The organism is Pseudomonas sp. AM8 (assembly GCF_036346475.1).
In the GTDB taxonomy this organism is placed as follows: Bacteria; Pseudomonadota; Gammaproteobacteria; order Pseudomonadales; family Pseudomonadaceae; genus Aquipseudomonas; species Aquipseudomonas marginalis.
In genome coordinates this window covers 87,490-113,168 of record NZ_JAOTNX010000011.1, presented here as the reverse complement: position 1 = coordinate 113,168, position 25,679 = coordinate 87,490, and the positions used below count along the sequence as shown (strand labels likewise).

Genomic DNA, 25,679 nt, shown 5'->3' with positions numbered 1-25,679 from the left:
ACCAACGAGTTTTTCACTATAGCTTCACAAACTGACTACAGTGTCAGGCAGAAGATCGCCCCCCATTGATATAAGGAACATGGACATGGGGTTGCTCAAGACGGCGCCAATGCGCTATTTGCTGTTGGTAACCGGTGCCTGGCTGGTTATTTTCCTGCTCACTCGCAGCGTACTGCTCATCACTCATTTGGATGAAGTCGGCGGCAACCTGCTGCCGGTGTTTGGCGTGGGCCTGCTGTACGACCTGGGTTTCCTGGCCTATGCGGCACTGCCGCTGGGGCTGTATTTGCTGCTGTGCCCACCCGCGCTGTGGCGCCGTCGCGGCCACCGCTGGTTCCTGCAGGCGGTGCTCACCGTCAGCCTGTTCGCCATGCTGTTTACCTCGGTGGCCGAGTGGCTGTTCTGGGATGAGTTCGGCGTGCGCTTCAACTTCATTGCCGTCGATTACCTGGTGTACTCCGATGAGGTATTGAACAACCTGCTCGAGTCCTACCCGATCGGCAAACTGCTGAGCCTGCTCGCCATGCTGGCGATTGTCTTGAGCCTGGCCTTGCGCAAGCCGTTCAATGCGGCGATGAGCGCCCCACTGCCGCCGATGCGCGGTCGCCTGGTGAATGCCCTGGCCCTGTTGGTGATTGCTGGCCTCAGCCTGCAACTGGTCAGCCAGGACAGCCCGCGAGCCCAGGGCGGCAACGCCTACAAGAACGAACTGGCCAGCAATGGTCCGTATCAGTTTTTCGCCGCATTCCGTAACAACGAACTGGATTACCCACAGTTCTACAAAACCCTGCCGACTGAGGTTATCGCCACGCAACTGCGTACAGAGCTGAGCGAACCCAACGCCCGCTTTATCGGCCAGGACTCGCTGGATATCCGCCGCGCCATCACCAACCCGGGCACGCCGCGCAAACCCAATGTCGTGCTGGTGACCATCGAAAGTTTCAGCGCCAAGTACATGGGCAGCAACGGCGACGAGCGCAACCTCACGCCTAACCTGGATGCGCTGCGTAAACAGAGCCTGTATTTCAATAATTTCTATGCCACCGGCACTCGCACCGACCGTGGCCTGGAGGCGATCACCCTGGCGATTCCACCCACGCCCGGGCGCTCGATCGTCAAGCGCATCGGTCGTGAAAGCGGCTTCGCCAGCCTGGGGCAACAGCTCACGGCCGTCGGTTACGACAGCGTGTTTGTGTACGGCGGGCGCGGGTACTTCGATAACATGAACGCGTTTTTCAGCGGCAACGGTTATCGCGTCGTGGACCAGAGCAGCGTGCCCGAGTCAGAAATCTCGTTCAAGAACGCCTGGGGCATGGCTGACGAGGACCTGTATAACCAAACCCTGAAACTGGCCGACATCGACTACGCCAAGCAGCAGCCCTTTTTGCTGCAACTGATGACCACTTCCAACCACCGCCCCTACACCTACCCGGATGGGCGTATCGACATCAAATCCGGGAATGGCCGCGACGGCGCGGTGAAATACACCGACCACGCCATTGGCCAATTCCTGGAAGCCGCCCGCCAAAAACCCTGGTTCGATAACACGATCTTCATCTTCGTCGCCGACCACACCGCCGGCAGCGCAGGCAAGGAAGACCTGCCCATCACCAACTACCAGATTCCGCTGTTCATCTATGCGCCCAAGCTGATCGACGCACGGGAAAGCGCACAACTGGCCAGCCAGATCGACCTGGCGCCCACGCTGCTGGGCCTGCTCAACCTGAGCTACGAATCCACCTTCTTTGGTCGCAACCTACTGCAAGACAACCCACTGCCACCTCGGGTGGTGCTCGGCAACTACCAGCACCTGGGCCTGTTCGACGGCAAGGACCTGGCCATTCTCAGCCCACGCCTGGGCCTGCGCCGCCACGACCAGGCCCTGGGTGAGAGCCAGGAGTTGCGGGTCGGCAGCGATGACCCGTTGATCCAGCGGGCGATCACCTACTACCAGGCCGCCAGCTATGACTTCAAACAACAGTTACTGAGCTGGAGAGCGCCCAAGGAAGAGGCCCCGGCACTGAGCACGCGCTAACCAAAACGCCCCGTACAGGTCAGTACGGGACGTTTTTCACCAGGGTCCACCATGGGAACCACCCCCGCCGTCCCCGTATCCAAACCTCTCAACCTATGGCTCTGCCTGGGCATCCCCGGCGGCGCTGCGCTCCTATTGCTGCTGGAGCTGACCTCGCTGGACATGAACCTCGCCAAGCTGTTCTACAACGGCGCGGAGGGCGGCTTCATCGGGCGTTACAGTTTCTTCCTCGAAGACATCCTGCATGATCGTGCCAAACAGTTGGTCATCCTGTTCTCGGTCCTGGCGATCCTGGGATTTGCCGGCACGTTTATTCTCCGACGGCTCAAACCCTATCGTCGTGAACTGGGCTGCCTGGTGCTGTCACTCGGGCTGGCGACCGCGTTTGTCGCTCCGCTGAAAACCATCACCGGCGTCCAGTGCCCGTGGAGCGTCCAGGAATTCGGCGGTCAGGAAACCTACAGCAAACTGCTGAGCCCTCGCCCGCCCACCGATAAACCGGGACGCTGCTGGCCAGGCGGTCATGCCGCCACCGGGTTCGCCTTGTTCGCCCTGTTTTTTGCACTGCGTGACCGGCAGCCGCGCCTGGCGCGCTACGCATTCATCTTCGCCGTCGGCTTGGGCAGCGTTTTTTCCGTCAGCCGTATGATGCAAGGCGCGCACTTCTTTTCCCATAACGTGTGGACGGCAATTTTCTCCTGGCTGATCTGCCTGGGGCTGTATTGCCTGTTGCTGTACCGGCCCTCCAAGCGCGCGGCGCCCACCTGAGCCCAAGCCGCCGCCCACAAAAAAGCCCCGCCTGCATCACTGCAGGCGGGGCTTTTTCAGTACAGGGGTAAGGCTGGCTTACATCATGCCGCCCATGCCACCCATGCCGCCCATGTCTGGCATACCGCCGCCAGCCGAGCCTTCAGCCTTTGGCTTGTCAGCGATTGCAGCTTCGGTGGTCAGGATCAGACCACCGATGGAGGCTGCGGCCTGCAGCGCGGAACGAGTCACCTTGGTAGGGTCCAGGATGCCCATTTCGATCATGTCGCCATAGACGCCAGTCGCAGCGTTGTAACCGTAGTTACCTTTGCCGTTCTTGACTTCGTTGACCACAACACTTGGCTCGTCGCCGGAGTTGGCAGCGATCTGACGCAGCGGTGCTTCAACCGCACGACGCAGCACAGCGATACCGACGTTCTGGTCAGCGTTGTCGCCGGCCAGGTTGGTCAGGGCTTCCAGGGCACGGATCAGCGCGACGCCACCGCCAGGTACCACGCCTTCTTCGACGGCTGCGCGGGTTGCGTGCAGGGCGTCTTCAACGCGGGCTTTCTTCTCTTTCATTTCAACTTCGGAACCCGCGCCAACCTTGATCACTGCAACGCCGCCGGACAGCTTGGCCAGGCGCTCTTGCAGTTTTTCACGGTCGTAGTCCGAAGACGTCTCGGCAACCTGGGCACGGATCTGAGTGATGCGCGATTGGATGTCGCCGTCAACGCCAGCACCGTCAACGATGATGGTGTTTTCCTTGGAGATGGTCACGCGCTTGGCGCTACCCAGGTTTTCCAGGGTGGCGCTTTCCAGGCTCAGGCCGATCTCTTCGGAGATAACGGTACCGCCGGTCAGGACGGCAATGTCCTGCAGCATGGCCTTGCGACGGTCGCCGAAGCCTGGAGCCTTGACGGCTGCGACTTTAACGATGCCACGCATGTTGTTCACAACCAGGGTCGCCAGGGCTTCGCCTTCAACGTCTTCGGAAACGATCAGCAGTGGGCGGCCGGCTTTGGCAACGGCTTCCAGCACTGGCAGCATTTCGCGGATGTTGGAAATCTTCTTGTCGACCAGCAGGATCAGCGGGCTGTCCAGCTCGGCAACCATGGTTTCCGGCTTGTTGACGAAGTACGGGGACAGGTAGCCACGGTCGAACTGCATGCCTTCGACAACCGACAGTTCGTTTTCCAGGCCAGTGCCTTCTTCAACGGTGATCACGCCTTCTTTACCGACTTTTTCCATGGCTTCGGCAATGATGTCGCCGATGGAGCTGTCGGAGTTGGCGGAGATGGTGCCTACCTGGGCGATAGCCTTGGTGTCGGCGCAAGGCTTGGACAGGTTTTTCAGCTCAGCGACGATGGCGATGGTGGCCTTGTCGATGCCGCGCTTGAGGTCCATCGGGTTCATGCCGGCAGCAACGGCCTTGTAGCCTTCGTTGACGATCGCCTGAGCCAGAACGGTGGCGGTGGTAGTACCGTCGCCTGCGTCATCGTTGGCACGGGAGGCAACGTCTTTGACCAGCTGCGCGCCCATGTTTTCGAAACGGTCTTCCAGTTCGATTTCTTTGGCGACGGAAACGCCGTCCTTGGTGATGGTCGGAGCGCCGAAGCTCTTCTCGATGATCACGTTACGGCCTTTCGGGCCCAGGGTCGCTTTTACTGCGTCAGCCAGGATGTTGACACCGGTGAGCATTTTCTTACGGGCGGAATCGCCGAATTTAACTTCTTTAGCAGCCATGATCGATATTCCTTAAATACTTTGTAGTAACGGGAAAATGAGCGGGGAAATCAGTCTTCCAGAACGGCGAGAATCTCGTTCTCAGCCATAACCAGCAGGTCTTCGCCGTCGACTTTCACAGTGTTGCTGCCGGAGTAAGGGCCAAATACAACCTTGTCACCGACTTTAACGGCCAGCGCACGTACGTCACCGTTTTCCAGAGTCTTGCCTGGGCCTGCAGCGACGATCACACCGTGGTTGGCTTTTTCAGCAGCCGAACCTGGCAGAACGATACCGCCAGCGGTTTTCTTTTCTTCTTCGCTGCGACGGATTACGACGCGGTCGTGCAGAGGACGAAGCTTGCTCATTGTCGATCTCTCCTAATTGTGTTTTTCATCGGCCGGTATCGATACCGGCGGGTTGTATTCCGGCAGTGCCGGTCGCGGTTCGCTGGGCGAAACACGGAAGTCTGTCCGGTGTCGCCACCAGAAACCTTGCGGTGACCGTTACATAAGGGCGCATAAGCTTATTACAAGGGGCCGGCGATGATTTTTTTTGCGTCTGCCAGCCTATAAAAGCACCACGGCACCCGAAGGTGCCGTGCCAGTGAAGCGGTTATTTGCTGTCGCGGTGTTCGAACTCGCCTTCGATCACGTCGCCTTCTCGCCCCAACGGTTGGCGCGGAGCCGGGCCGCCACGGGGTTGCAGGTCGTCGGCGAACGCACGTTGGCGAATAGCGGCCTCTTCGGCGCGCTGGCGCATCTTGCCCGCCAGCAATTTGCGGGTGAACGGCAGCAGCATCACCAGGCCCACTACGTCGCTGATAAAGCCCGGCAGGATCAACAGGCCGCCCGCCAACGCCATCATCAGGCCTTCGAGCATGGTCTGGGCCGGCAGTTCGCCGCGGTTCAGGCTCTCACGGGCACGCAGCGCCGTGGCCAGGCCGGCGACGCGCAGCACCAGGACGCCGAGCATCGAGCCGAGAATGATCAGCAACAGGGCCGGGAAAAACCCGATCGCACCGCTGACTTGAACGAATACGAACAGCTCCAACACCGGGAACAGCAGAAAGAGCAATAAAAAAGGGCGCATCAAAAGGTTCCTCAACGCAAGAATGCCTTGCCAGTCCACCTTAGATGACGTCGCCGTTTCGTGAATTCAAGCTTCAGCGGCGGCTTTTTTCGGCCAGACCTCGGCGTGGGCCAATGAAACCAGGGCTTCGCGTACTTGTGTCGGCGTGTTGCAAGACGCCGCAAACGGCAGCCAGTGCAGGGCCTGGCCGATGCGCAGGTGCAGGCCTTCGCTGTCGATGCCGGCCAATTGCGCAGGTTCGAAAGCAGGCAAGCCGGCCAACTCGACGTAATGGGCAATGGCCTTGGTGTGGTCGCTGTTCATGTGCTCGATCATGCTGCGCTCGGCCTTGCCCGCGAAGGGGTTGGCCAGGGTCAATTGGTCGACCCAGTGAATCGCGCCAAACCCGCCGATATAACGGTGACGCACCGGCTTGAGCACCCAGAAATCGAAATCGTGGGCCTGGTGGTAGTTGGCCGAATCGGGGAAGTAGCGGTAATAGCGCTCGGCCGCTGCTTCGATGGCGACCGGGTCCTCGAGTTTCTCGGCTTCGGCCAGGTAGGTCAGGCGCCCCACGGCCTGCACATCATCCGCTTCACGCTCGCCGACCAGCAGCGAACACTTGGGATCTTTTTGCAGGTTATGGGTGTGCTGGGCGATACGGCTGATCAGAATCAGCGGGCGGCCCTGCTCGTCGAGGCAATACGGCACGACCGAGCCGAACGGAAAGCCGGGCATGGCCTTGGACAGTGTGGAGAGAGCCCCACGGTATTCCTTGAGCAACAGCTCTCGGGCGTTCTTGGCAACCTGCGTGCTCAACGTATGACTCCTCGGGTATTCGGCCGCCCATAGCGTATGGGAATGGATCTCAACACAAGGTAATCAATCTACGCGCCGGTTGCCAGCGGCTCGATTACCAGGCGACGCCGAAGCCTGCGGTATAGCGGGTCTTGCTCAGGCTGCTTTCCGAATCGCCGCTGATCACGTCGCGCTCGGCCTTGAGGTTGAGCGACGCCCACTCGGTGACTTTATAGCGCAGGCCCATTTCCGCATCCAGGGAGTACTCGGCCGGGCCGTCGATAGGCTTGCCCACCTCGCCATTGGTGAAGAACTCAACGGTCTTGCCCACCAGGTAGCGGTTGTAGTTCCACTTCATGGCCAAGGAATAGAAGTTGTCCTTGCCGCCATCGGCGTACTCGTAATCGGTGCGGTTGACCAGCGAGCCGAGGGAGAACGCCCCCAGTTCGTCGTCCCAGAACTGGTAGCCCGGGCCGGTACCGACGGTACGTTGGCGCGCCAGGTCTTCAACCTTGTCGCGCTTGTAGGTCAGGCGCCCCTGCCAGAACCAGTGCTCGGTGATGAAGCGGTCCAGGTCATACTCCAGCGCCCAGTTGTCGGTGGTGGTGACGTCGTCCTGGAACTCGCGGTTGTACTCGCCCTGCCCGGTATGGCGCCATTGGCCATGGCGCGCGGTGGTCTTGAAGTCGATGTCGTAGTCATTGGTGTCTTTTTCGGCGCGCTTGTAGTCCAGCGCCATGTCGACATTGCCCTTCCACATCAGGTCTTCGATCACCGGCTTGGGCTTGATGATCTGCTGGATACTTGCCAGCTCGACGGTCTTGGGCGCCTCGCCATTGGCCAGCACCACCTTGCCATCGTCCGCCGCCTGCAGGGACTTGGCCTTCTCGCCGGTGTAGGCGTCCTGCTTGACCAGCAACTCCTGGTCGCTCTCCAGGGTTTTCACCTGCTTCCAGTCCACCGGAATGGCGCCGGCGTAGTCGGTCTGGATCAGCAGCTTGCCACCGTCGAAGACCTTGATCTTGCCGGTCAGGCGATCACCGTTTTTTAACCAGACGGTATCGGCCAGCAGGGGCGTGGAGGCACTGAAGACAGCGAGGCACAGCAGGGTTCTGGACAACATAAGCGGATGGGGAGCTCAAGGTTGGCGAAAAGGGGCGATTATCGTGTTAGATAGCTAGGACTGACTCAAGGATTTGTGTTGAGTTCAATTCTCAACAGCATACTTACAGACGTTTCTTACAAAAGACCGAAGATCCCAACGGATATGCCCACAGTCAATCAGCCTGCCGATTCCCCACAAACCCCCGCCGAAATGCGCCGCACCGCGCTGTACCTGACCCTGGCGCAAGTCCCCGCCGGTTGCGTGGTGAGCTACGGCGAACTGGCGCAACTGGCCGGGCTGGGGCGCGCCGCGCGCTGGGTGGGTCGTACCTTGAGCCAACTTCCCGAGGGCACCACATTGCCCTGGCATCGCGTGCTGGGTGCCGGTGGTCGGATAAGTCTGCCGGTGGGCAGCGCCTCAGGCGACGAGCAACGGGCGCGCTTGCGTGATGAGGGCGTCACGGTGCGCAACAATCGCGTGGATATTCAGCGCCATGGCTGGCGCCCGGTAGAGCACAGCGGTTAGAGTGCGCGCTTTGTTTCCGTGAATCTGAGGCAGACTCCAGCCCATGCCCCGTAAAACCTGGCGCGCCGCGCTCGCCGCCTATGCCAGCCCCTCGACGTTAGTGCTGTTGTTGCTCGGCTTTGCCGCCGGCTTGCCTTACATGTTGGTGTTCTCGACGCTTTCGGTGTGGCTGCGTGAGGCCGGTGTGGCCCGCGAGACCATCGGCTATGCGAGCCTGATCGGTTTGGCGTACGCCTTCAAATGGGTCTGGTCGCCGCTGCTCGACCAATGGCGCCTGCCACTGCTCGGTAAACTCGGACGTCGTCGCTCCTGGCTGGTGCTTGCACAGTCGCTGGTGATCCTCGGATTGATCGGCATGGGGTTCTGCGACCCGCAGAAACACCTGTCCTGGCTGATCGCCATTGCCGTCGTGGTGGCCTTCGCTTCCGCCACCCAGGACATCGCGGTCGACGCCTATCGCCTGGAGATCGCCGACGACAGCCGCCAGGCCGCCCTGGCCGCCAGCTATATGTCCGGCTACCGCATCGCCGCCCTGCTGGCCACGGCCGGTGCGCTGTTCTTTGCCGAAGGCTTCGGCTCCACCGGCTTCAACTATAAGCACTCGGCCTGGACCGGCACCTATGTGCTGTTCGGCGTGCTGATGATCCCGGCGCTGCTGACCACGCTGTTCATGCGCGAACCGAATGTACCGCTGCGCACCCAGTTGCAGGCCGGGCGCTACAGCTTCGTGCATCAACTGGTGTCGGTGTTCGTGCTGATCGTGTTGCTGGTGTCCGTACCGGCGATGTTCACCCAGCTGTTCAACACCGACTTCGCCAGCGTGCTGTTCCAGGGCGTCAGCCTGTGGGACTTGCTGATGGACGACCGCGCGTTCCTGCGCGCCATTCTCTATATCATTCTCACCACACTGTGCCTGTCGGCCATGGGCCGACGGGGCCTGGCGCCGGTGCTCACGCCGGTCAACGACTTTATCCTGCGCTACCGCTGGCAGGCATTGCTGCTGCTGGGGCTGATCGCCACCTATCGCATGTCCGACACGGTGATGGGCGTGATGGCCAACGTGTTCTATATCGACCAGGGCTTTACCAAGGATCAGATCGCCGGGGTCAGCAAGATCTTCGGCCTGATCATGACCCTGCTCGGTGCCGGCATGGGCGGCCTGCTGATCGTGCGCTTCGGCATCCTGCCGATCCTGTTTATCGGCGGCGTGACGTCGGCGGGGACCAACCTGCTGTTCGTGATGCTCGCCGACATGGGGCCCGACCTGCAGATGCTGATCTTTACCATCTCCCTGGATAACTTCAGCTCGGGCCTGGCCACGTCGGCATTCGTGGCGTACCTGTCGAGCCTGACCAACCTCAAGTTTTCCGCCACCCAATATGCGCTGCTCAGCTCGATCATGCTGTTGCTGCCGCGCCTGATCGGCGGGTACTCGGGGGTGATGGTGGAGAAGTTCGGGTACCACAACTTCTTCCTGATCACCTGCATGCTGGGCGTGCCGACATTACTGCTGATTGCGTTGCACTGGTATCAGGAGAATCGGCGGATGCGGTTGAATCCGCCGGTAGAGGACTGATTCTGGGGCCCCTTTAAAAGCCAGACCGCGGCGCCCCCATCGCAAGCGAGCTCTGCGCCTACAGACAGCCCTGCATTCTGATGCCTGTACGGCGGCAGTTTGCGCCCGTACAATCCCAAGTCATTTCAAGTTCAAGCAACCGACAACGGCCTACCATGCGTACCAGTCAATATTTGCTCGCCACACAGAAAGAAACGCCTTCCGATGCGGTCGTGATCAGTCACCAGCTGATGCTGCGCGCCGGCATGATCCGCAAACTGGCCTCGGGCCTGTACACCTGGCTGCCCATGGGCTTGAAGGTGATGCGCAAGGTCGAAGCCATCGTTCGCGAAGAAATGAACGCCGCCGGCTCTCTCGAAGTGTTGATGCCGAGCACCCAACCGGCCGAGCTGTGGCAGGAATCCGGGCGCTGGGAAGAGTACGGCCCTGAGTTGCTGCGCTTCAAGGACCGTCATGGCCGCGACTTCTGCGCCGGCCCGACCCATGAAGAAGTGATCACCGACCTGATGCGCAACGAGTTGAGCAGCTACAAACAGCTGCCTCTGAACCTGTATCAGATCCAGACCAAATTCCGCGATGAAATCCGCCCACGCTTCGGCTTGATGCGCGGCCGTGAATTCATCATGAAGGACGCCTATTCGTTCCACGCCGACCAGGCATCGCTGCAGGCCACCTACGACCGCATGCACCAGGCCTACTGCAACGTGTTCACGCGCCTGGGCCTGAAGTTCCGGGCGGTTGAAGCGGACAATGGCTCCATCGGCGGTGCAGGCTCCCACGAATTCCACGTGCTGGCCGAGTCCGGCGAAGACGATATCGCGTTCAGCAACGGTTCCGACTACGCGGCGAACATCGAGAAAGCCGAAGCCGTGCCACGGGAAACCTCCCGTCCAGCCCCGGCTGAAGAACTGCGCCTGGTGGATACGCCAGAAACCAAGACCATCGCGGCCCTGGTGGAGAAATTCAATCTGCCGATTGAAAAGACCATCAAGACCCTGATCGTGCACGCCGAAGAAGAAGGCAAGCTGATCGCCCTGGTGATCCGTGGAGACCACGAACTCAACGAAATCAAGGCCGCCCAGCAACCTGGCGTGGCCAGCCCGCTGGTCATGGCCAGCGATGCCGAACTGCGCGACGCCATCGGCGCCGGTGCCGGTTCCCTCGGCCCGCTGAACCTGCCGTTGCCGATCATCATCGACCGCTCGGTCGAGTTGATGAGCGACTTCGGTATCGGCGCGAACATCGACGACAAGCACTACTTCGGCGTGAACTGGGAGCGTGACCTGCCGGTGCCGACCGTGGCCGACCTGCGCAACGTGGTGGCCGGTGACCCAAGCCCGGACGGCAAGGGCACCCTGGAAATCAAGCGCGGCATCGAAGTCGGGCACATCTTCCAGCTGGGCAACAAGTACAGCAAGGCGATGAAGTGCGAAGTGCTGGGCGAGAACGGCAAGCCGATCACCCTCGACATGGGCTGCTACGGCATTGGCGTTTCCCGCGTGGTTGCCGCTGCCATCGAGCAGAACAACGACGAGAAAGGCATTATCTGGAGTGACGCCCTCGCGCCTTTCCAGGTGGCCCTGGTACCACTGCGTTACGAAACCGAGCAAGTACGCGAAGCCACCGACAAACTGTATGCCGAACTCACGGCCGCTGGTTTTGAAGTGCTGCTGGATGACCGGGACAAGAAAACCAGCCCGGGCATCAAGTTCGCCGACATGGAGCTGATTGGCATCCCGCACCGGATCGTGGTCAGTGACCGCGGCCTGGCCGATGGCAATCTGGAATACAAGAGCCGGACCGAAGCCGAAGCCCAACCCTTGCCGGTGGCTGACGTGCTGTCTTTCCTCCAGGCGCGTATTCGTCGCTGAAAACCAGATCAAGAGAAGTCATGTTCAAGCGAAACACCAGAGCCCTGGGGGGCGCCGCCTTGTGCGGCGCCCTGCTGGTCAGCGGCTGCGCCAACCAGATGTCGCAACGCAGTGAGCACGAGGAGCGGGTCGAGCGTAAGTTGCTCGACCACAGCCTGCAGATCGATGTAGGCGAACCCAAAGTGCTGGAGCTGCCGCAACGCCGGGTTCGCATTCACGAGCAAAAGACCTTTGAGGTCACCGAATTCGAAGTTACCCGTCGTTACGACCGCTACACGCCCTACCAGCCCTGGCGCAAACTCTATGAGATGCCCCTGGGTGCAGTGGCTTTGGTCGCGGGTGCGGGCGCCAACGTGGCGAACATCTTCGCCCTCGGTAACCTGCCGACCAGCATGACCCACGACTGGCTGACCTACGGCGTGGACGGTCTCAACCCGTTCATGAACGTGCAATCCCATGGGCGCGCGCAACAGAACCTGGCGGGTATCGATGAAGTCCAGCGCGACAAACGCGTGGAGTATTCGAGCCTGCCCTGGAGCGAGCGCCCGGTCCAGGTCACCGCCGGCAAACAGACCCATGAGCTGACCACCGACCGCAACGGCGTGCTGCGCCTGAACCTGTTGGACAGCCCGTTTGCCGAGCAGGACCTGAACCGCGTCACGACCTTGAAGATCAGCGTGGAAGATGGCCAGGACGACGTGCACTCGGACTCGACCCTGGCGATCAGCAGCACCCTGCGCGGCAAGTTGCTGGAAGCCCACGGCCTGATCTACGACGACCTGGAAGACGATGAAGTCAGCCAGTGGGTGCACCGGGTCAAGCGCCTGTCGGAGCTGGGCCTGGAGGAAGAAGCCAGCGAACTGGAACAAAGCCTGATCGAACTGACCCGCAATGATCCCGAGTTGCAGCAGGAATTCCTGCAGGCGTTGACCAAGGATGCGGGGCGGTTGGTGGCGGATCCCGGAGCACGCTGAGGCTTCGAAAACGCTGCAGATCCAAATGTGGGGGCTTGCTTCCTCCCACATTTTTTCCCGGCTTCTACCAGAAGAACTCTAACTGTTCGTTCCCGCCACTCAGGTCCAGCAACCGCACCCCAATCCCCAACAACCGCACCGGTTTCCCACCGCGATTGAACGCCTGGGTCATCAACTGTTGATAACTCTCCAGATCCCGCGCCGCGCCCGCCTGCTCCAACGTTGTCTGGGTAAAGTCATGAAACTTCACCTTAACGAACGGCTTGCCCGCCTTGTAGCTGCTGTCGATACGCGCCATGCGCCCTGCCAGGGTCTCCATCAGTTCGGGCAGTTTCGCCAGGCAGCTTGAGAGATCCGGCAGGTCCACATCGTAGGTATTTTCCACACTGATGGACTGCCGCCGGCTGTCGTTCTGCACCACACGTTCATCTATCCCACGGGCCAGGCTCCACAAGCGCTCGCCAAAGCTGCCGAACTCACGTACCAGCGCCAGCTTGTTCCATTCGCGCAATTGCAGGCAGTCTTCGATGCCCAGGCGCGCCAGCTTGTCTGCCGTCACCTTGCCCACGCCGTGCAACTTGCTTACCCGCAGTTGGGAGACAAAGTCCTCGACCTGATCCGGGGTGATGACAAACAGGCCGTTGGGCTTTTTCCAATCGCTGGCGATCTTGGCCAAGAACTTGTTCGGCGCCACGCCGGCGGACACGGTGATGTGCAATTGGTTGGAGACCCGGCGCCGAATGTCCTGGGCGATGCGCGTGGCGCTGCCGCCAAAGTGCGGGCTATCGGAGACATCCAGGTAGGCCTCGTCCAGCGACAGGGGCTCGATCAAGTCGGTGTAGTCGCGAAAGATCGTCTGGATTTCCTTCGAAGCCTCCTTATAGGCATCCATGCGCGGCTTGACGATGGTCAGGTCCGGGCAGAGCTTCAGGGCATGTCGCGACGACATGGCGGAACGCACCCCATACGCCCGCGCTTCGTAGTTGCATGTAGCGATCACGCCCCTTCGATCTGCCGACCCACCTACTGCCAGGGGCTTTTGCGCCAGGCTCGGGTCATCACGCATCTCAATGGCGGCGTAGAAGCAATCACAGTCAACGTGGATGATTTTGCGCTGCGTCATAAGTAGAAAGGCGGGTGTAATCCAACGGGTGGCCAGTATCGCATCCACCCCTGTATATAGCACCAGTAGTTTGAATCTTCCGTCTGAGCGGTAGGAAATTTCCCAGATGAATTTATTTTCTCAATCGAAATTAGCGCCCCAATAGAGCTGAAACCCTTGGCCCTTCTGGCCCGAACCCCTCAAACGGCTCTACATGGAGAGCTAACCGATTGAACCACAAGCGCTTTTCTTCGATTCACCGGTTGACACACTCGCGATCCTCTGTAGAATGCCGACACACAGACGCGGGATGGAGCAGTCTGGTAGCTCGTCGGGCTCATAACCCGAAGGTCGTCGGTTCAAATCCGGCTCCCGCAACCAAACATCAAAAAAGGCTACTCGAAAGAGTGGCCTTTTTTGTTGTGGCTGTCCCGTCCTGGGCTGCGAAGCAGCCCCACACAAGATAGTGTGCACTTCACCACGGACTGCTCCGCAGCCCGGCGCGGGCAAGCCCGCTCACTACAAAAAGCGTTTTCAATCGCGAACTTAGGTTACATGTCAGCTATTTCACACTTATTTGACCCATCGGCTCATTAACGGTTGACACCTCGCCATCTGGCTGTAGAATGCCGCCCACAGACGCGGGATGGAGCAGTCTGGTAGCTCGTCGGGCTCATAACCCGAAGGTCGTCGGTTCAAATCCGGCTCCCGCAACCAAACATCAAAAAAGGCTACTCGAAAGAGTGGCCTTTTTTGTATTCGATGAAAAAGTTCTTCTGAAACAATGGCATGGCATCTTTCATGAAACCGTACACGGTTTGTAGAGTCCATCTCATTGCACGCTATGCTTACGCCTCTACGACCAATGGCCGCAGTCGCCGCCCCCGGTGATCCGCGTTAATATTTGTAATTATTTTGTCCATAGGGATTGGTAACTTGGCTGGATACCTCCATCCTGTCGCGCACAATCCACGAGGTGATTGATGCGCGCCAACTCGTCTGAACCACAAGACACCGTCACAGCAGAACAACCTATCGCCCCCACCCGCTTGCGCTGGCTGGATCTGTTGAGCAAATACCGGCAACCCATCGGGCTGGCCGTTACCTTGTTGCTGTTCGCAATCGCCCTGATCGCCTGTCGGCACCTGCTATTGGAGCTGGATCTCTACGCCCTCCACGACTCGATCCTGGAAGTGCCCAAACCCGCATTGCTCGGTGCGTTCGCCGCCGCCGTCGCGGGGTTTGTCATTCTGTTGGGCTATGAGTTTTCCGGCGCACGTTATGCCGGGGTGAACCTGCCGGCGAAGACCTTGGCCCTTGGCGGCTTTACTGCCTTTGCGATCGGCAATGCCATTGGCCTGTCGATGCTCTCGGGCGGCTCGGTACGCTACCGTTTATATGCACGCCATGGCATCGGGGCTTCGGAAGTTGCCCACATGACCGTGTTCGCCAGCCTGGCACTGGGCTGCGCCCTGCCCCCGCTGGCTGCATTGGCCACGCTGAGCAACTTGCCGGCAGCGTCGACCTACCTGCATTTGCCACAAACGGTGCTCGGCGGCGTTGCCGGCGCAGTGCTGTTGCTGTCGGCCATGTTGTGCATCGGCATCTATCGCCGCCGCCTGCCGGAACAACCCTACCCGGACAACCTGCTGGTAAAAGCCGGGCGTCGGACCCTGCGTCTGCCCGGTCGCCGCCTGACATTCCTGCAACTGATCATCACCGCACTGGACGTTGCCGCTGCCGCCACCGTCCTTTATATGCTGCTGCCGGAAGCACCGCCTTTCGGCCCGTTCCTGCTCGTGTACCTGCTGGCGCTGGCCGCTGGTGTGCTCAGCCATGTGCCAGGGGGCGTGGGCGTATTTGAAGCCATCCTGCTCGCCGCATTCGCCGACAAGCTCGGTGCCGCGCCATTGGCTGCCGCCCTGCTGCTGTACCGCATGATCTACGTGGTCCTGCCGCTGCTGATCGCCTGCGTATTCCTGCTGGTCAACGAAGCGCAGCGCCTGTTCCAGACTCAGCAAAGCCTGCGGGTAGCCTCGGGTTTGGCGGCGCCGGTGCTGGCCGTACTGGTTTTTTTGTCCGGCGTGGTCCTGCTGTTTTCCGGCGCCACGCCAGAAATCGACTCACGCCTGGAAAACATCGGCTTCCTGATCCCCCACCGCCTGATTGACGCCTCGCACTTCGGTGCCAGCCTGATCGGCGTGCTGTGCCTGTTGCTGGCCCAGGGCCTGCGTCGACGCCTGTCGGCTGCGTGGATGCTGACCATGGTGCTGCTGCTGGTGGGCGCCCTGCTCTCGCTGCTCAAGGGGTTCGATTGGGAAGAAGCCAGCCTGATGACCATGACGGCGATACTGCTGGCGATCTTCCGCCGCTCGTTCTATCGCGCCAGCCGCCTGACCGAGCTGCCTTTCTCACCGCTGTATCTGGTGGCCAGCGTCTGTGTGCTGGGGGCTTCTATCTGGCTGCTGCTGTTCGCGTATCAAGATGTACCGTACAGCCATCAACTGTGGTGGCAGTTCACCCTCGATGCCAATGCCCCGCGCGGCCTGCGCTCGCTGCTGGGCGCCGCCGTGCTGCTGGTCATCGTCTCGCTGACCTGGCTGCTGCGCACCGCACGCCCGGTGATCCACCTGCCGACACCCGAGGAGCTGGAACGCGCCAGCAAGATCCTGATGGCATCGTCGCAACCCGACGGCGGCCTGGCGCTGACCGGCGACAAGGCGCTGCTGTTCCACCCGAATGACGAAGCGTTCCTGATGTATGCCCGTCGCGGCCGCAGCCTGGTGGCCTTGTATGACCCGATCGGTCCGACCCAGCCCCGTGCCGAAATGATCTGGCAGTTCCGCGACCTGTGCGACATCCATCATGCGCGCCCGGTGTTCTATCAGGTACGCGCCGAGAACCTGCCCTATTACATGGACATCGGCCTCACCGCGATCAAGCTGGGCGAGGAAGCCCGCGTCGACCTGAAACGCTTTGACCTGGAAGCCAAGGGCAAAGAGATGAAGGACCTGCGCTACACCTGGAACCGTGGCACCCGGGACGGCCTGTCCCTGGAGATCTTTGAACCCGGCACGGCACCGATGGATGAATTAAAAGTCATCTCGGACGCCTGGCTTACCGGTAAGAATGTGCGGGAAAAAGGCTTTTCCCTCGGACGCTTCAGCGACGACTACCTCAAGCACTTTCGTATCGCGATCATTCGCTTCGAAGGCCGCCCGGTGGCCTTCGCCAACCTGCTCGAGACCTACAACCACGACCTGGCCAGTCTCGACCTGATGCGCGCCCACCCGGATGCGCCCAAGTTGACCATGGAATTCATGATGGTCGGCCTGATTCAACACTATAAGAGTCACGGCTACGCCCGCTTCAGCCTCGGCATGGTGCCATTGTCGGGCCTGCAACCGCGACGCGGCGCGCCGCTGACCCAGCGCCTGGGCTCGATGGTGTTCCGTCGCGGCGAGCAACTGTATAACTTCCAAGGCTTGCGCCGCTTCAAAGACAAGTTCCAGCCTGACTGGGAACCCCGTTACATGGCCGTGCCCGCAGGACTTGACCCGCTGGTGGCACTGGCCGATACCGCCGCCCTGATCGCGGGCGGCTTGACTGGATTGGTGAAACGCTGATGATTCGACGCTCCTGGCGGTATGTATTGGCCTTTGTAGTGCTGCTCGCCCTGGTCCTGGGTGGCGGCTTTTGGTTCTGGAACCGCCCTGCCCCGCAGCCGACCCTGGAGCAACTGCCCCAGGCCGACGGCTCGGTGATGACCCGCGTGACCCCGGCCGGCACCCCGAAAGCCCGCGTCGCGGTGGCGGTGATGGCTGACGAAACACTGACCGATAGCCAGTTGATTACCCTGAGCCAGGGCGGCAAGGCGCAGATCGTCCAGGTGATCCTGCCAAAGGATGACTGCAAGCTCCAGGAACAAGCGCTGCAAAGCGCCCTGGGCCAGCTCAAGGGCCCCGCGACCCTGGTCAGCGGCATCGGCCCTGGCGCCGCCCTCGCCTGGCGCTGGCTGGCCACTCAGAGCGACGACAAGGCCAACGCCATCTCCGTTGGCTTCGCGTTGGTGCAGGAAGGGTGCAAGGACCCACTGCCGAAAACCGCCGCACACGGTAATTGGCTGGTGGCCTGGAACGACAACCCTGACGATGAAAGCGCCAGTTTCGTACGTGACACCCCGCGCGCCACTACCAGTATCAGCGACTACGACATTCACTATCCGCAAGTGCTGAACAACGAACTGCGCAAGCAACTGGTGGGTTCGGACAACGGCGGCCTGGCGATTCCCGTGGTGGAAGTGCCGGCTGGCCAGGCCAAGGACACCGTGACGTTGTTCCTTTCCGGTGATGGCGGCTGGCGTGACCTCGACCGCGACGTGGCCGGCGAAATGGCCAAGATCGGCTACCCGGTGGTCGGCATCGACACCCTGCGCTACTACTGGCAGCACAAGACCCCGGAACAAAGCGCCAAGGACCTCACCGAGCTGATGCAGCACTACCGGCAGAAGTGGGGCACCAAGCGCTTTGTACTGACCGGTTACTCGTTCGGTGCCGACGTACTGCCGGCGATCTACAACCGCCTGCCGGAAAACGAACAACAGCGTGTGGACGTCATCATCCTGCTGGCCTTCGCCCGCACCGGCAGCTTTGAAATCGAAGTGGAAGGCTGGCTGGGCAACGCCGGCAAAGAAGCCGCGACCGGCCCGGAAATGGCCAAGCTGCCGGCTGACAAGGTGGTGTGCATCTACGGTGCCGAAGAAGTCGACGAGAGTGGCTGCACCGACAAGACCGCCGTGGGCGAGGCGGTGAAACTGCCGGGCGGGCATCACTTCGATGAGAACTATCCGGCACTGGCCAAGCGGTTGGTGGATATCATCGTCAAGCACCAGGCCAAAAGCGAATAAACCCAGGCCTTACACAAATCAAACTGTGGGAGGGGGCTTGCCCCCGATAGCTGAGCACCAGTCAACAATGCTATGACTGACCCAACGCTATCGGGAGCAAGCCCCCCACAGTTTTTTGCGGCGTGGGTAAGATCTAGCGCGGTTCGATGTGGGCAATCATCAGTTGCACGGTTTCATTGCCACGAAACTCGTTCACATCCAACTTGTAGGCCAACTCCACCCAACGCACGGTCGGGTTCGGCCAGACTTCACGGTCGACGCCGAAGGCAATGCCATCGAGCTTCACCGACCCGCATTCGCTCTTGAGCACCACTTTCAGGTGCCGCTCCCCTACCACCCGCTGCTCCACCAGCTGGAACACGCCATGGAACAACGGCTCGGGAAAGTGCTGGCCCCACGGCCCGGCGTGGCGCAGTGCGCGCGCCAGCTCCAGGTGAAACTCTTCCACCGCCAGGGTGCCGTCGGACAGCAGGCGCCCGGTGAGGTCTTCTTCGCGCAGCTGCCGACGCACTTCGGCGTCAAAGGCCTCGGCAAACAGTGGGAAATGTTCCTCGGGCAAGGTCAACCCCGCCGCCATGGCGTGGCCGCCGTATTTGGCGATCAGGTTGGGATGCTGGCTCGCGACCACCGCCAGGGCATCGCGGATGTGAAAGCCCTGCACAGAGCGTCCAGAGCCCTTCAGCAGCCCGTCACCGGCATCGGCGAAGGCGATGGTCGGGCGGAAGTACCGCTCCTTCATGCGCGACGCAAGAATGCCGATCACGCCTTGGTGCCAATCCGGATCAAACAGGCACAAGCCGTAGGGCATTGAGTCCACCGGCAAGTCCTTGAGCTGAGCCAGGGCTTCGCGCTGCATGCCCTGCTCGATGGATTTGCGGTCCTGGTTCATGCCGTCCAGTTGTGCGGCCATTTCCCGTGCGGCGGCGAAATCCGTGGTGAGCAGGCATTCGATGCCCAGGCTCATATCGTCCAGGCGCCCGGCGGCGTTCAAGCGTGGCCCGAGGATAAAGCCGAGGTCGGTGGAGGTGATGCGCGCCGCATCCCGCTTGGCCACTTCGAGGATCGCCTTGATCCCCGGCCGTGCGCGACCGGCACGAATACGCTCCAGGCCCTGATGCACGAGGATGCGGTTATTGGCGTCCAGGGGCACCACGTCGGCGACGCTGCCCAGGGCGACCAGGTCGAGCAGCTCGCCAATGTTGGGTTGAGGCTTGTTTTCATACCAGCCCAAACTGCGCAAACGCGCGCGCAGGGCCATCAGTACGTAGAAGATCACGCCCACGCCGGCCAGGGCCTTGCTCGGGAACTCACAGCCCGGCTGGTTCGGGTTGACGATGGCATCCGCCGCCGGCAGCTCATCACCAGGCAAGTGGTGATCGGTCACCAATACCTGCAACCCCGCCGCTTTCGCCGCCGCCACGCCTTCGACACTGGAGATGCCATTGTCCACGGTGATCAGCAACTGCGGCTCGCGCTGCAGGGCCACAGCGACGATTTCCGGGGTCAGCCCATAGCCGTATTCGAAGCGGTTGGGCACCAGGTAATCGACATGGGCCGCACCGAGCAAACGCAGGCCCAGGGTACCTACGGTGCTGGCGGTGGCACCATCGGCGTCGAAGTCACCGACGATGAGGATGCGCTGGCGCTGCTCCAATGCCGTCACCAGCAAGTCCACCGCCGCGTCGATGCCCTTGAGCTGCTGATAGGGAATCAACCGCGCCAGGCTCTTGTCCAGCTCGGCCTCGGACTGCACGCCACGAGCGGCGTAGAGACGGGTCAATAGCGGTGGCAATTCACCCAGGAAGGGCAAGACGGCGGGCAACGGGCGGGGATCGATACGCATGGGACGTTGGGGAGTTCTCTGTAGGGGGATATTAGCTGCAAGCTTCAAGCTTCAAGCTTGTAGCTTGTAGCTTGCAGCTTGAGGCTTGCAGCTCCAATTCAACCGCGTTCGCCGACCAGCCATTGCAGTTGCACTTCGTGCTGGCCACGGTCGTCGGTGACGAAGATCGTGCCTTCACTGATCATCACGTCCCACTTGATCACGCGGGGCATGTCCTTGGCCAGGACCTCCAGAATCTCCTGAGGCACTGCTGCGATGTGTACATTCTTCAGGTTGTTCGCCACCGGCACCACTTTGCCCTCCCAAACGCGCAAGCTGCCGTATGCCAGCAGGCTGGTGCGCTCGGTGCGGCGCGAGCACCAGGTCAGGCGGTCGGCATCCGGCTGGCCGACTTCGATCCAATGCAAAACCCGATCATCCAGGCTTTTTTCCCACAGGGCTGGCTCGTCTACATCTGACAGGCCACGACCGAACGCCAACTGTTCGTTGTAAAAAAGGGCGTAGGCCAGCAGACGCACGGTCATGCGTTCTTCAGTTTCCGAGGGGTGGCGAGCGATGGTCTGCTTGACGCTCTCGTACACCGAACGGTCGAGGTCGGTGAGGTTGAGTTCGAATTTGTAGGTCGTGGACGGCTGGGCCATGAACGGGCTTCTAGAGACAGGGAAAGGCGGCCAGTCTAACCGATGGCGAGGCCATTCAACGAATCCTGCGCTGCATCATCCTTATCCCTGGCCTGCTCGCCTATGTTAAAAGGCTTCACATCACCGTTCTGCGCAGACAAGGATCCCCATGTCGTTTAATGCCAAGCCGCTTGCCGGCCTGAAAGTCATCGAACTCGGCACCCTGATCGCCGGGCCCTTCGCCTCACGCATTTGTGCTGAATTCGGTGCCGAGGTGGTCAAGGTCGAATCCCCGGACGGCGGCGACCCGTTGCGCAAATGGCGCAAGCTGTATGAAGGCACCTCGTTATGGTGGTTTGTGCAGGCGCGCAACAAAAAGTCCCTGACGTTGAACCTCAAGCACCCGGACGGGCTGGCGATTCTCAAGCAACTGCTGGCAGACGCCGACATCCTGATCGAAAACTTCCGTCCCGGCGTACTGGAGAAGCTTGGCCTGAGCTGGGAAACCCTGCATGGGCTGAATCCGAAACTGGTGATGGTGCGCCTCTCGGGTTTTGGCCAGACCGGGCCGATGAAAGACCAGCCCGGGTTTGGCGCAGTGGGCGAGTCCATGGGCGGGCTGCGCTATATCACCGGTTTCGAAGATCGCCCGCCGGTGCGCACCGGAATCTCCATTGGTGACTCCATCGCCGCGCTGTGGGCGGTCATCGGCGCCTTGATGGCGCTGCGTCATCGCGAGGTTAACGGCGGTGTGGGCCAGGTGGTCGATGTGGCGCTGTATGAAGCCATCTTCGCCATGATGGAAAGCATGATCCCCGAGTTCGACGTATTCGGGTTTATTCGCGAACGTACCGGCAACATCATGCCCGGCATCACGCCGTCGTCGATCCACACCAGCGCGGACGGCAAGCACGTACAGATCGGTGCCAACGGCGATGCCATCTTCAAACGCTTCATGAGTGCCATCGGCCGGGAAGACCTGGCGAACGATCCACAACTGGCCAGCAATGACGGGCGCGATAGCCGTCGCGATGAACTCTATGGCGTGATTGATCGCTGGGTGAACTCGCTGCCGCTGGAGCAGGTGGTGGAGCAACTCAACAAGGCTGAAGTGCCCGCCAGCCGTATCTACAGCGCCGAGGACATGCTGGGCGACCCGCAATTCCTCGCGCGCGAGATGTTCCTCAAGGCCCGGCTTCCCGGCGGCAAGGACTTCAAGATGCCGGGCATCGTGCCCAAGCTGTCGGACACACCGGGCAGTTGCGAATGGGTGGGGCCGCAACTGGGTGAACACAACGGCGTGGTGTTGGGCGAGCTGGGATACGACGCCGCCGCCATTGTCCGCCTGCGTGAGCAAGGTGCAATCTGATGCCCCACGGCTGCAAACACTGGCTCATTGCGCTGTACCTGGCCGCCATGCTGGCCGGCGGCTGGCCCGTACCGGCGAGCGCAGAGGGCACGTTGATCTGGTTATTGCGCGACTTGCCGCCGCTGACCATCTTCGAAGGGCCAGGCAAAGGCCAGGGTGCCCTGGACCAGTTGCTGCCGATACTGATCGGACACTTGCCGGAATATCGCCACCAGGTAATGCACGTCAATCGCGCGCGCGGCATGCAGATGCTGCGCGAACCCACGCTCACCTGCGATCCATCCTTGCTGTGGACGGCCGAGCGGGCCAGGTACATCGTATTTTCCAGGCAGGCGTTTGTGGTCGCCAGTAATGGCATCACGATCCGACGCAGCCAGCAGGGCGCCCTGGCGGCGTTTATCGTAGACGGCCAATTTGACCTGCAGGCCTTCTTCGACGCCCCTAAGGCAAGGGTAGGCGCGATCGCGGAACGCAGCTACGGCGCCGTTATCGATGAGCGACTGAAACAGGCCGACACACACAAACTGGCACTGCACTACGGCAACGATGCCCTTGGCAGCTTGCTGCAGATGCAGCGCCTGGGCCGGCTGGAGGCAGTGCTGGGCTATTGGCCGGAAATCCGCTACCACGCGATGCAACAGGGGATCGCAGCCGACGACCTCAGCTTCTACCCCATCAAGGGCACAGCGCCTTACCAGCGCACGCATATCGGCTGCTCGGATACACCTGAGGGGCGCGAAGCCATGGAACGGATCAACCGGGTTCTGCCCAGCCTCCCGCTGGCACAAGTACAACAGTCCTATGCCGCCTGGCTGGACCCTGTCATGCGTGAACATTACCTGCGAGACAACCCGAGCTTTTTCCAGGACTCGCCGGCGCCGTGACAAATCCCAGGCAAAAAGAAACCCCGAAGAGTGGGGAGACACTTCGGGGTTAAACGTGGCCTACAAAGACCAGTACAACAAGGCACAAACACCGGAGCACAATGTTTGCTCTTGCTGTTACGAAATCTGACCGGCCATGACGTGGGAAGTTTCCATCTATAAACAATTCTTCATGCAACGGCAGCGCTGCGGGTCTGGGCGGCGTTGCGCAAGGCCGCGATGACCGAGGGTTCCAGGCGTCCTTCAGCGATCTTGAGATCACGCAGCAGGCAATCCACCACATCCACCAATAGGCGCTTATCGAGCAATTGCGCCCGGTCGACTTCACGCTCGACCATGATCGCACCGGCGGGGTTCTTCACGGTTACCAGGCACTCTTCCTGCACACCTGCGGTGGTCAACGTCACCTGATAAGGGCTCAGTGCCTCTTCGAGCAATAGGCTGATACTTTCCATCTCGATCACCACTCAATAGTTCGCAAACATTCTTGTAAACGGGAGCTGCATCTATCCTAAGTGACTGGTTGTGACGTAGGAAAGTTCGCTTTTTCGTTTATGCGGGGTTGTCGGGGGATGACGTTTCCAGCATGCGCTTGCAACATGACAGGCAAAAAACGGCGGCACATAAATGCTTACGCAATGGGCTGCTGTTTTGGGCTTCCCCTGCCGCGCAGGCCATGGGTGAATCCTATACTCGATGAGCGCTGATCACAGTGCCACGTGGGTAAAGCGTATGCCAAAGGCCCTTATTGCGAAGGAGGAATGCGATGGTGGAAAACGATGAGCGACTGGCGACGATGGAGAAAATGCATGCCGATGTAAGGCGCATTTACGCAGAAATATCACGCATGCAGGCTGAGCAAGACAAGCTCAGATCGGAATCCCTGAAAATAAACTGTGAAACTTTCTGGTACCCCATGGGCGTAGCAATGGCCGTGGTCGCAACGATTGCTTCGATTACTGGAGTAGCGATTAAGTTGCTCTTGTAAACGGCACGCTGTCGGGCCTGCCAGAAACAAAAAACGCCGCTGACCCAAGGAAGGGAAAGCGGCGTTTTTGTCTTGGTGACCTGCCTTACAAAGGCTTGCCACGATTGCCATGCTGGCTGACAAACGCCTGCATCGCCTTCAAGTCATTCGGCAGCACCGTGCAACGCTCTTCACGCTCGAACAGGTCGGTCAGGTGCACCGGCAGTTCCAGCGCCTTGCCGACACCCGCCTTCTCCACCGCTTCCGGGAATTTCACTGGATGGGCGGTGCCGAGGATCACCATCGGGATATCCAGGCTACGACGGCATTCGCGGGCGGCCTTCACCCCAATGGCGGTGTGCGGGTCGAGCAGCTCGCCGGTCTGGGCGTAGACCTCGGCGATGGTTTCACAGGTCTGCGCGTCGTCCACGGCCAGGGAGTCGAACAGCTTGCGGGTTTCGGTCCAGCGCTCTTCATCAACGCTGAAACCGCCGCCGCTCTTGAAGGTGTCCATCAAGCCGGCGATGGCTGCGCCGTTGCGACCGTGCATGTCGAACAGCAGGCGTTCGAAGTTCGACGACACCATGATGTCCATGGACGGCGACAAGGTGGCGTGCAGGGTTTCCTTGACGTATTGGTTGCCGCTCATGAAGCGGTGCAGGATGTCGTTACGGTTGGTGGCGACGATCAACTGGTTGACCGGCAGGCCCATGTTACGGGCCAGGTAGCCGGCGAAGATGTCGCCGAAATTGCCGGTCGGCACCGAGAACGACACCGAGCGCGCCGGGCCACCCAACTGCAGCGAGGCGTGGAAGTAGTAGACGATCTGGGCCATGATCCGCGCCCAGTTGATCGAGTTCACCGCCACCAGGCGTGTGCCTTTGAGGAAGTCCTGGTCGGCGAAGCTGTTCTTGACCATTTCCTGGCAGTCGTCGAAGTTGCCTTCGATGGCGATGTTATGGATGTTCTCGCCGAAGATGGTGGTCATCTGGCGGCGCTGTACTTCCGAGACACGCTTGTGCGGGTGCAGGATGAAGATGTCGACGTTTTCGCAGTGCTTGCAGCCTTCGATGGCGGCCGAACCGGTATCACCCGAGGTGGCGCCGATGATCACCACGCGCTCGCCGCGCTTCTCCAGCACGTAGTCCAGCAGGCGACCCAGCAGTTGCAGGGCGAAGTCCTTGAACGCCAGGGTCGGGCCATGGAACAGCTCGAGCACCCATTCGTTGCCGTTGAGCTGGCGCAGAGGCGCGATGGCGCTGTGGGAAAACACGCCGTAGGTCTCTTCCAGAATCTTTTTGAAATCCGCATCGGGGATGCTGCCGGTGACGAACGGGCGCATCACCCGGAACGCAAGCTCGTGGTACGGCAGGCCGGCCCACGAAGCGATTTCTTCCTGGGTAAAGCGTGGCAGGTTTTCCGGCACGTACAGGCCGCCGTCAGTGGCAAGGCCTGCCAGCAAGACGTCTTCGAAATTCAGGGCCGGTGCCTGGCCGCGGGTGCTGATGTAACGCATAAAAGCAAACCTTTGGTTTGAGCTTCAAGCTTCAAGCTACAAGCG

General features: G+C 60.7%; 21 protein-coding genes and 2 tRNA genes. 13 read left to right on the top strand and 10 right to left on the bottom strand.

The annotated features are described in order from the left end of the window. Window positions 1-85: 85 nt before the first annotated feature. Complete coding sequence (locus V3W40_RS24225; RefSeq protein WP_330215768.1) at window positions 86-2,035, top strand: LTA synthase family protein; 1,950 nt, start codon at window positions 86-88, stop codon at window positions 2,033-2,035. A 51-nt stretch (window positions 2,036-2,086) separates the two neighbouring features. Then, window positions 2,087-2,803, top strand: coding sequence for a phosphatase PAP2 family protein (locus V3W40_RS24220; RefSeq protein WP_330215767.1), 717 nt, complete (start codon window positions 2,087-2,089; stop codon window positions 2,801-2,803). Between the two features lie 78 nt (window positions 2,804-2,881). Here V3W40_RS24220 and groL read toward each other — a convergent pair whose 3' ends face one another. The 5 genes from groL to V3W40_RS24195 form a co-directional block, all read right to left on the bottom strand. Then, window positions 2,882-4,528, bottom strand: coding sequence for a chaperonin GroEL (groL, locus tag V3W40_RS24215; protein ID WP_065925015.1), 1,647 nt, complete (start codon window positions 4,526-4,528; stop codon window positions 2,882-2,884). A 50-nt stretch (window positions 4,529-4,578) separates the two neighbouring features. Further along, complete coding sequence (locus V3W40_RS24210) at window positions 4,579-4,875, bottom strand: co-chaperone GroES (RefSeq protein WP_003175874.1); 297 nt, start codon at window positions 4,873-4,875, stop codon at window positions 4,579-4,581. Between the two features lie 247 nt (window positions 4,876-5,122). Next, the gene (locus V3W40_RS24205; RefSeq protein WP_024077215.1) at window positions 5,123-5,599 is read right to left on the bottom strand and encodes an FxsA family protein; all 477 of its coding nucleotides are present in this window, start codon (window positions 5,597-5,599) and stop codon (window positions 5,123-5,125) included. A 66-nt stretch (window positions 5,600-5,665) separates the two neighbouring features. Further along, a complete protein-coding gene (locus V3W40_RS24200; protein ID WP_065925014.1) occupies window positions 5,666-6,397 on the bottom strand; it encodes a HugZ family pyridoxamine 5'-phosphate oxidase in 732 nt (243 codons plus the stop codon). A gap of 94 nt (window positions 6,398-6,491) precedes the next feature. Then, on the bottom strand, window positions 6,492-7,499 hold the full coding sequence (locus V3W40_RS24195) for a DUF481 domain-containing protein (RefSeq protein WP_074847561.1): 1,008 nt from the start codon (window positions 7,497-7,499) through the stop codon (window positions 6,492-6,494). A gap of 144 nt (window positions 7,500-7,643) precedes the next feature. Here V3W40_RS24195 and V3W40_RS24190 point away from each other — a divergent pair, with 144 nt between their 5' ends. From V3W40_RS24190 to V3W40_RS24175, 4 genes are all read left to right on the top strand, one after another. Beyond that, a complete protein-coding gene (locus V3W40_RS24190) occupies window positions 7,644-8,006 on the top strand; it encodes an MGMT family protein (protein WP_330215766.1) in 363 nt (120 codons plus the stop codon). Window positions 8,007-8,049: 43 nt separating this feature from the next. Next, window positions 8,050-9,582, top strand: a complete 1,533-nt coding sequence (locus V3W40_RS24185) for an AmpG family muropeptide MFS transporter (RefSeq protein ID WP_092488974.1) — start codon at window positions 8,050-8,052, stop codon at window positions 9,580-9,582. A 155-nt stretch (window positions 9,583-9,737) separates the two neighbouring features. Next, complete coding sequence (locus tag V3W40_RS24180; protein WP_065925012.1) at window positions 9,738-11,453, top strand: proline--tRNA ligase; 1,716 nt, start codon at window positions 9,738-9,740, stop codon at window positions 11,451-11,453. Between the two features lie 20 nt (window positions 11,454-11,473). Further along, window positions 11,474-12,427, top strand: a complete 954-nt coding sequence (locus V3W40_RS24175; protein ID WP_065925011.1) for a hypothetical protein — start codon at window positions 11,474-11,476, stop codon at window positions 12,425-12,427. Window positions 12,428-12,491: 64 nt separating this feature from the next. Here the strand turns inward: V3W40_RS24175 and dinB are convergent, their stop codons facing one another. Further along, window positions 12,492-13,550, bottom strand: a complete 1,059-nt coding sequence (gene dinB / locus V3W40_RS24170) for a DNA polymerase IV (protein ID WP_330215765.1) — start codon at window positions 13,548-13,550, stop codon at window positions 12,492-12,494. 283 nt (window positions 13,551-13,833) lie between these two features. Here dinB and V3W40_RS24165 point away from each other — a divergent pair. From V3W40_RS24165 to V3W40_RS24150, 4 genes are all read left to right on the top strand, one after another. After that, a tRNA-Met gene (locus tag V3W40_RS24165) sits at window positions 13,834-13,910 on the top strand. Between the two features lie 259 nt (window positions 13,911-14,169). Further along, window positions 14,170-14,246, top strand: a tRNA-Met gene (locus V3W40_RS24160). Window positions 14,247-14,512: 266 nt separating this feature from the next. Then, on the top strand, window positions 14,513-17,155 hold the full coding sequence (gene mprF / locus V3W40_RS24155; protein ID WP_065925010.1) for a bifunctional lysylphosphatidylglycerol flippase/synthetase MprF: 2,643 nt from the start codon (window positions 14,513-14,515) through the stop codon (window positions 17,153-17,155). Next, window positions 17,155-18,435: a virulence factor family protein gene (locus V3W40_RS24150; RefSeq protein ID WP_027605469.1), complete on the top strand. Its 1,281-nt coding sequence runs from the start codon at window positions 17,155-17,157 to the stop codon at window positions 18,433-18,435. The genes mprF and V3W40_RS24150 overlap by 1 nt, the downstream gene beginning before the upstream one ends. Window positions 18,436-18,568: 133 nt before the next feature. Here V3W40_RS24150 and recJ read toward each other — a convergent pair whose 3' ends face one another. Further along, window positions 18,569-20,278 (bottom strand): single-stranded-DNA-specific exonuclease RecJ, encoded by a 1,710-nt coding sequence (gene recJ, locus V3W40_RS24145; protein ID WP_330215764.1) that lies wholly within the window; start codon window positions 20,276-20,278, stop codon window positions 18,569-18,571. A 98-nt stretch (window positions 20,279-20,376) separates the two neighbouring features. Further along, window positions 20,377-20,919: a YaeQ family protein gene (locus V3W40_RS24140; RefSeq protein WP_032890801.1), complete on the bottom strand. Its 543-nt coding sequence runs from the start codon at window positions 20,917-20,919 to the stop codon at window positions 20,377-20,379. Window positions 20,920-21,067: 148 nt separating this feature from the next. Between V3W40_RS24140 and V3W40_RS24135 the strand changes: the two genes are divergently transcribed. Both V3W40_RS24135 and V3W40_RS24130 read left to right on the top strand, forming a co-directional pair. Beyond that, a complete protein-coding gene (locus V3W40_RS24135; RefSeq protein ID WP_027605466.1) occupies window positions 21,068-22,267 on the top strand; it encodes a CaiB/BaiF CoA transferase family protein in 1,200 nt (399 codons plus the stop codon). Next, window positions 22,267-23,151 (top strand): TIGR02285 family protein, encoded by an 885-nt coding sequence (locus V3W40_RS24130; protein ID WP_065924826.1) that lies wholly within the window; start codon window positions 22,267-22,269, stop codon window positions 23,149-23,151. The genes V3W40_RS24135 and V3W40_RS24130 overlap by 1 nt, the downstream gene beginning before the upstream one ends. A 170-nt stretch (window positions 23,152-23,321) precedes the next feature. Here V3W40_RS24130 and V3W40_RS24125 read toward each other — a convergent pair whose 3' ends face one another. After that, window positions 23,322-23,606 (bottom strand): DUF3509 domain-containing protein, encoded by a 285-nt coding sequence (locus V3W40_RS24125; protein WP_065924827.1) that lies wholly within the window; start codon window positions 23,604-23,606, stop codon window positions 23,322-23,324. A gap of 311 nt (window positions 23,607-23,917) precedes the next feature. On the opposite strand from V3W40_RS24125, the gene V3W40_RS24120 reads away from it, so the two are divergent. Continuing rightward, window positions 23,918-24,139 (top strand): hypothetical protein, encoded by a 222-nt coding sequence (locus tag V3W40_RS24120; protein WP_027605463.1) that lies wholly within the window; start codon window positions 23,918-23,920, stop codon window positions 24,137-24,139. A gap of 85 nt (window positions 24,140-24,224) precedes the next feature. Here the strand turns inward: V3W40_RS24120 and thrC are convergent, their stop codons facing one another. Continuing rightward, a complete protein-coding gene (thrC, locus tag V3W40_RS24115; protein ID WP_065947907.1) occupies window positions 24,225-25,634 on the bottom strand; it encodes a threonine synthase in 1,410 nt (469 codons plus the stop codon). Window positions 25,635-25,679: the final 45 nt, after the last annotated feature.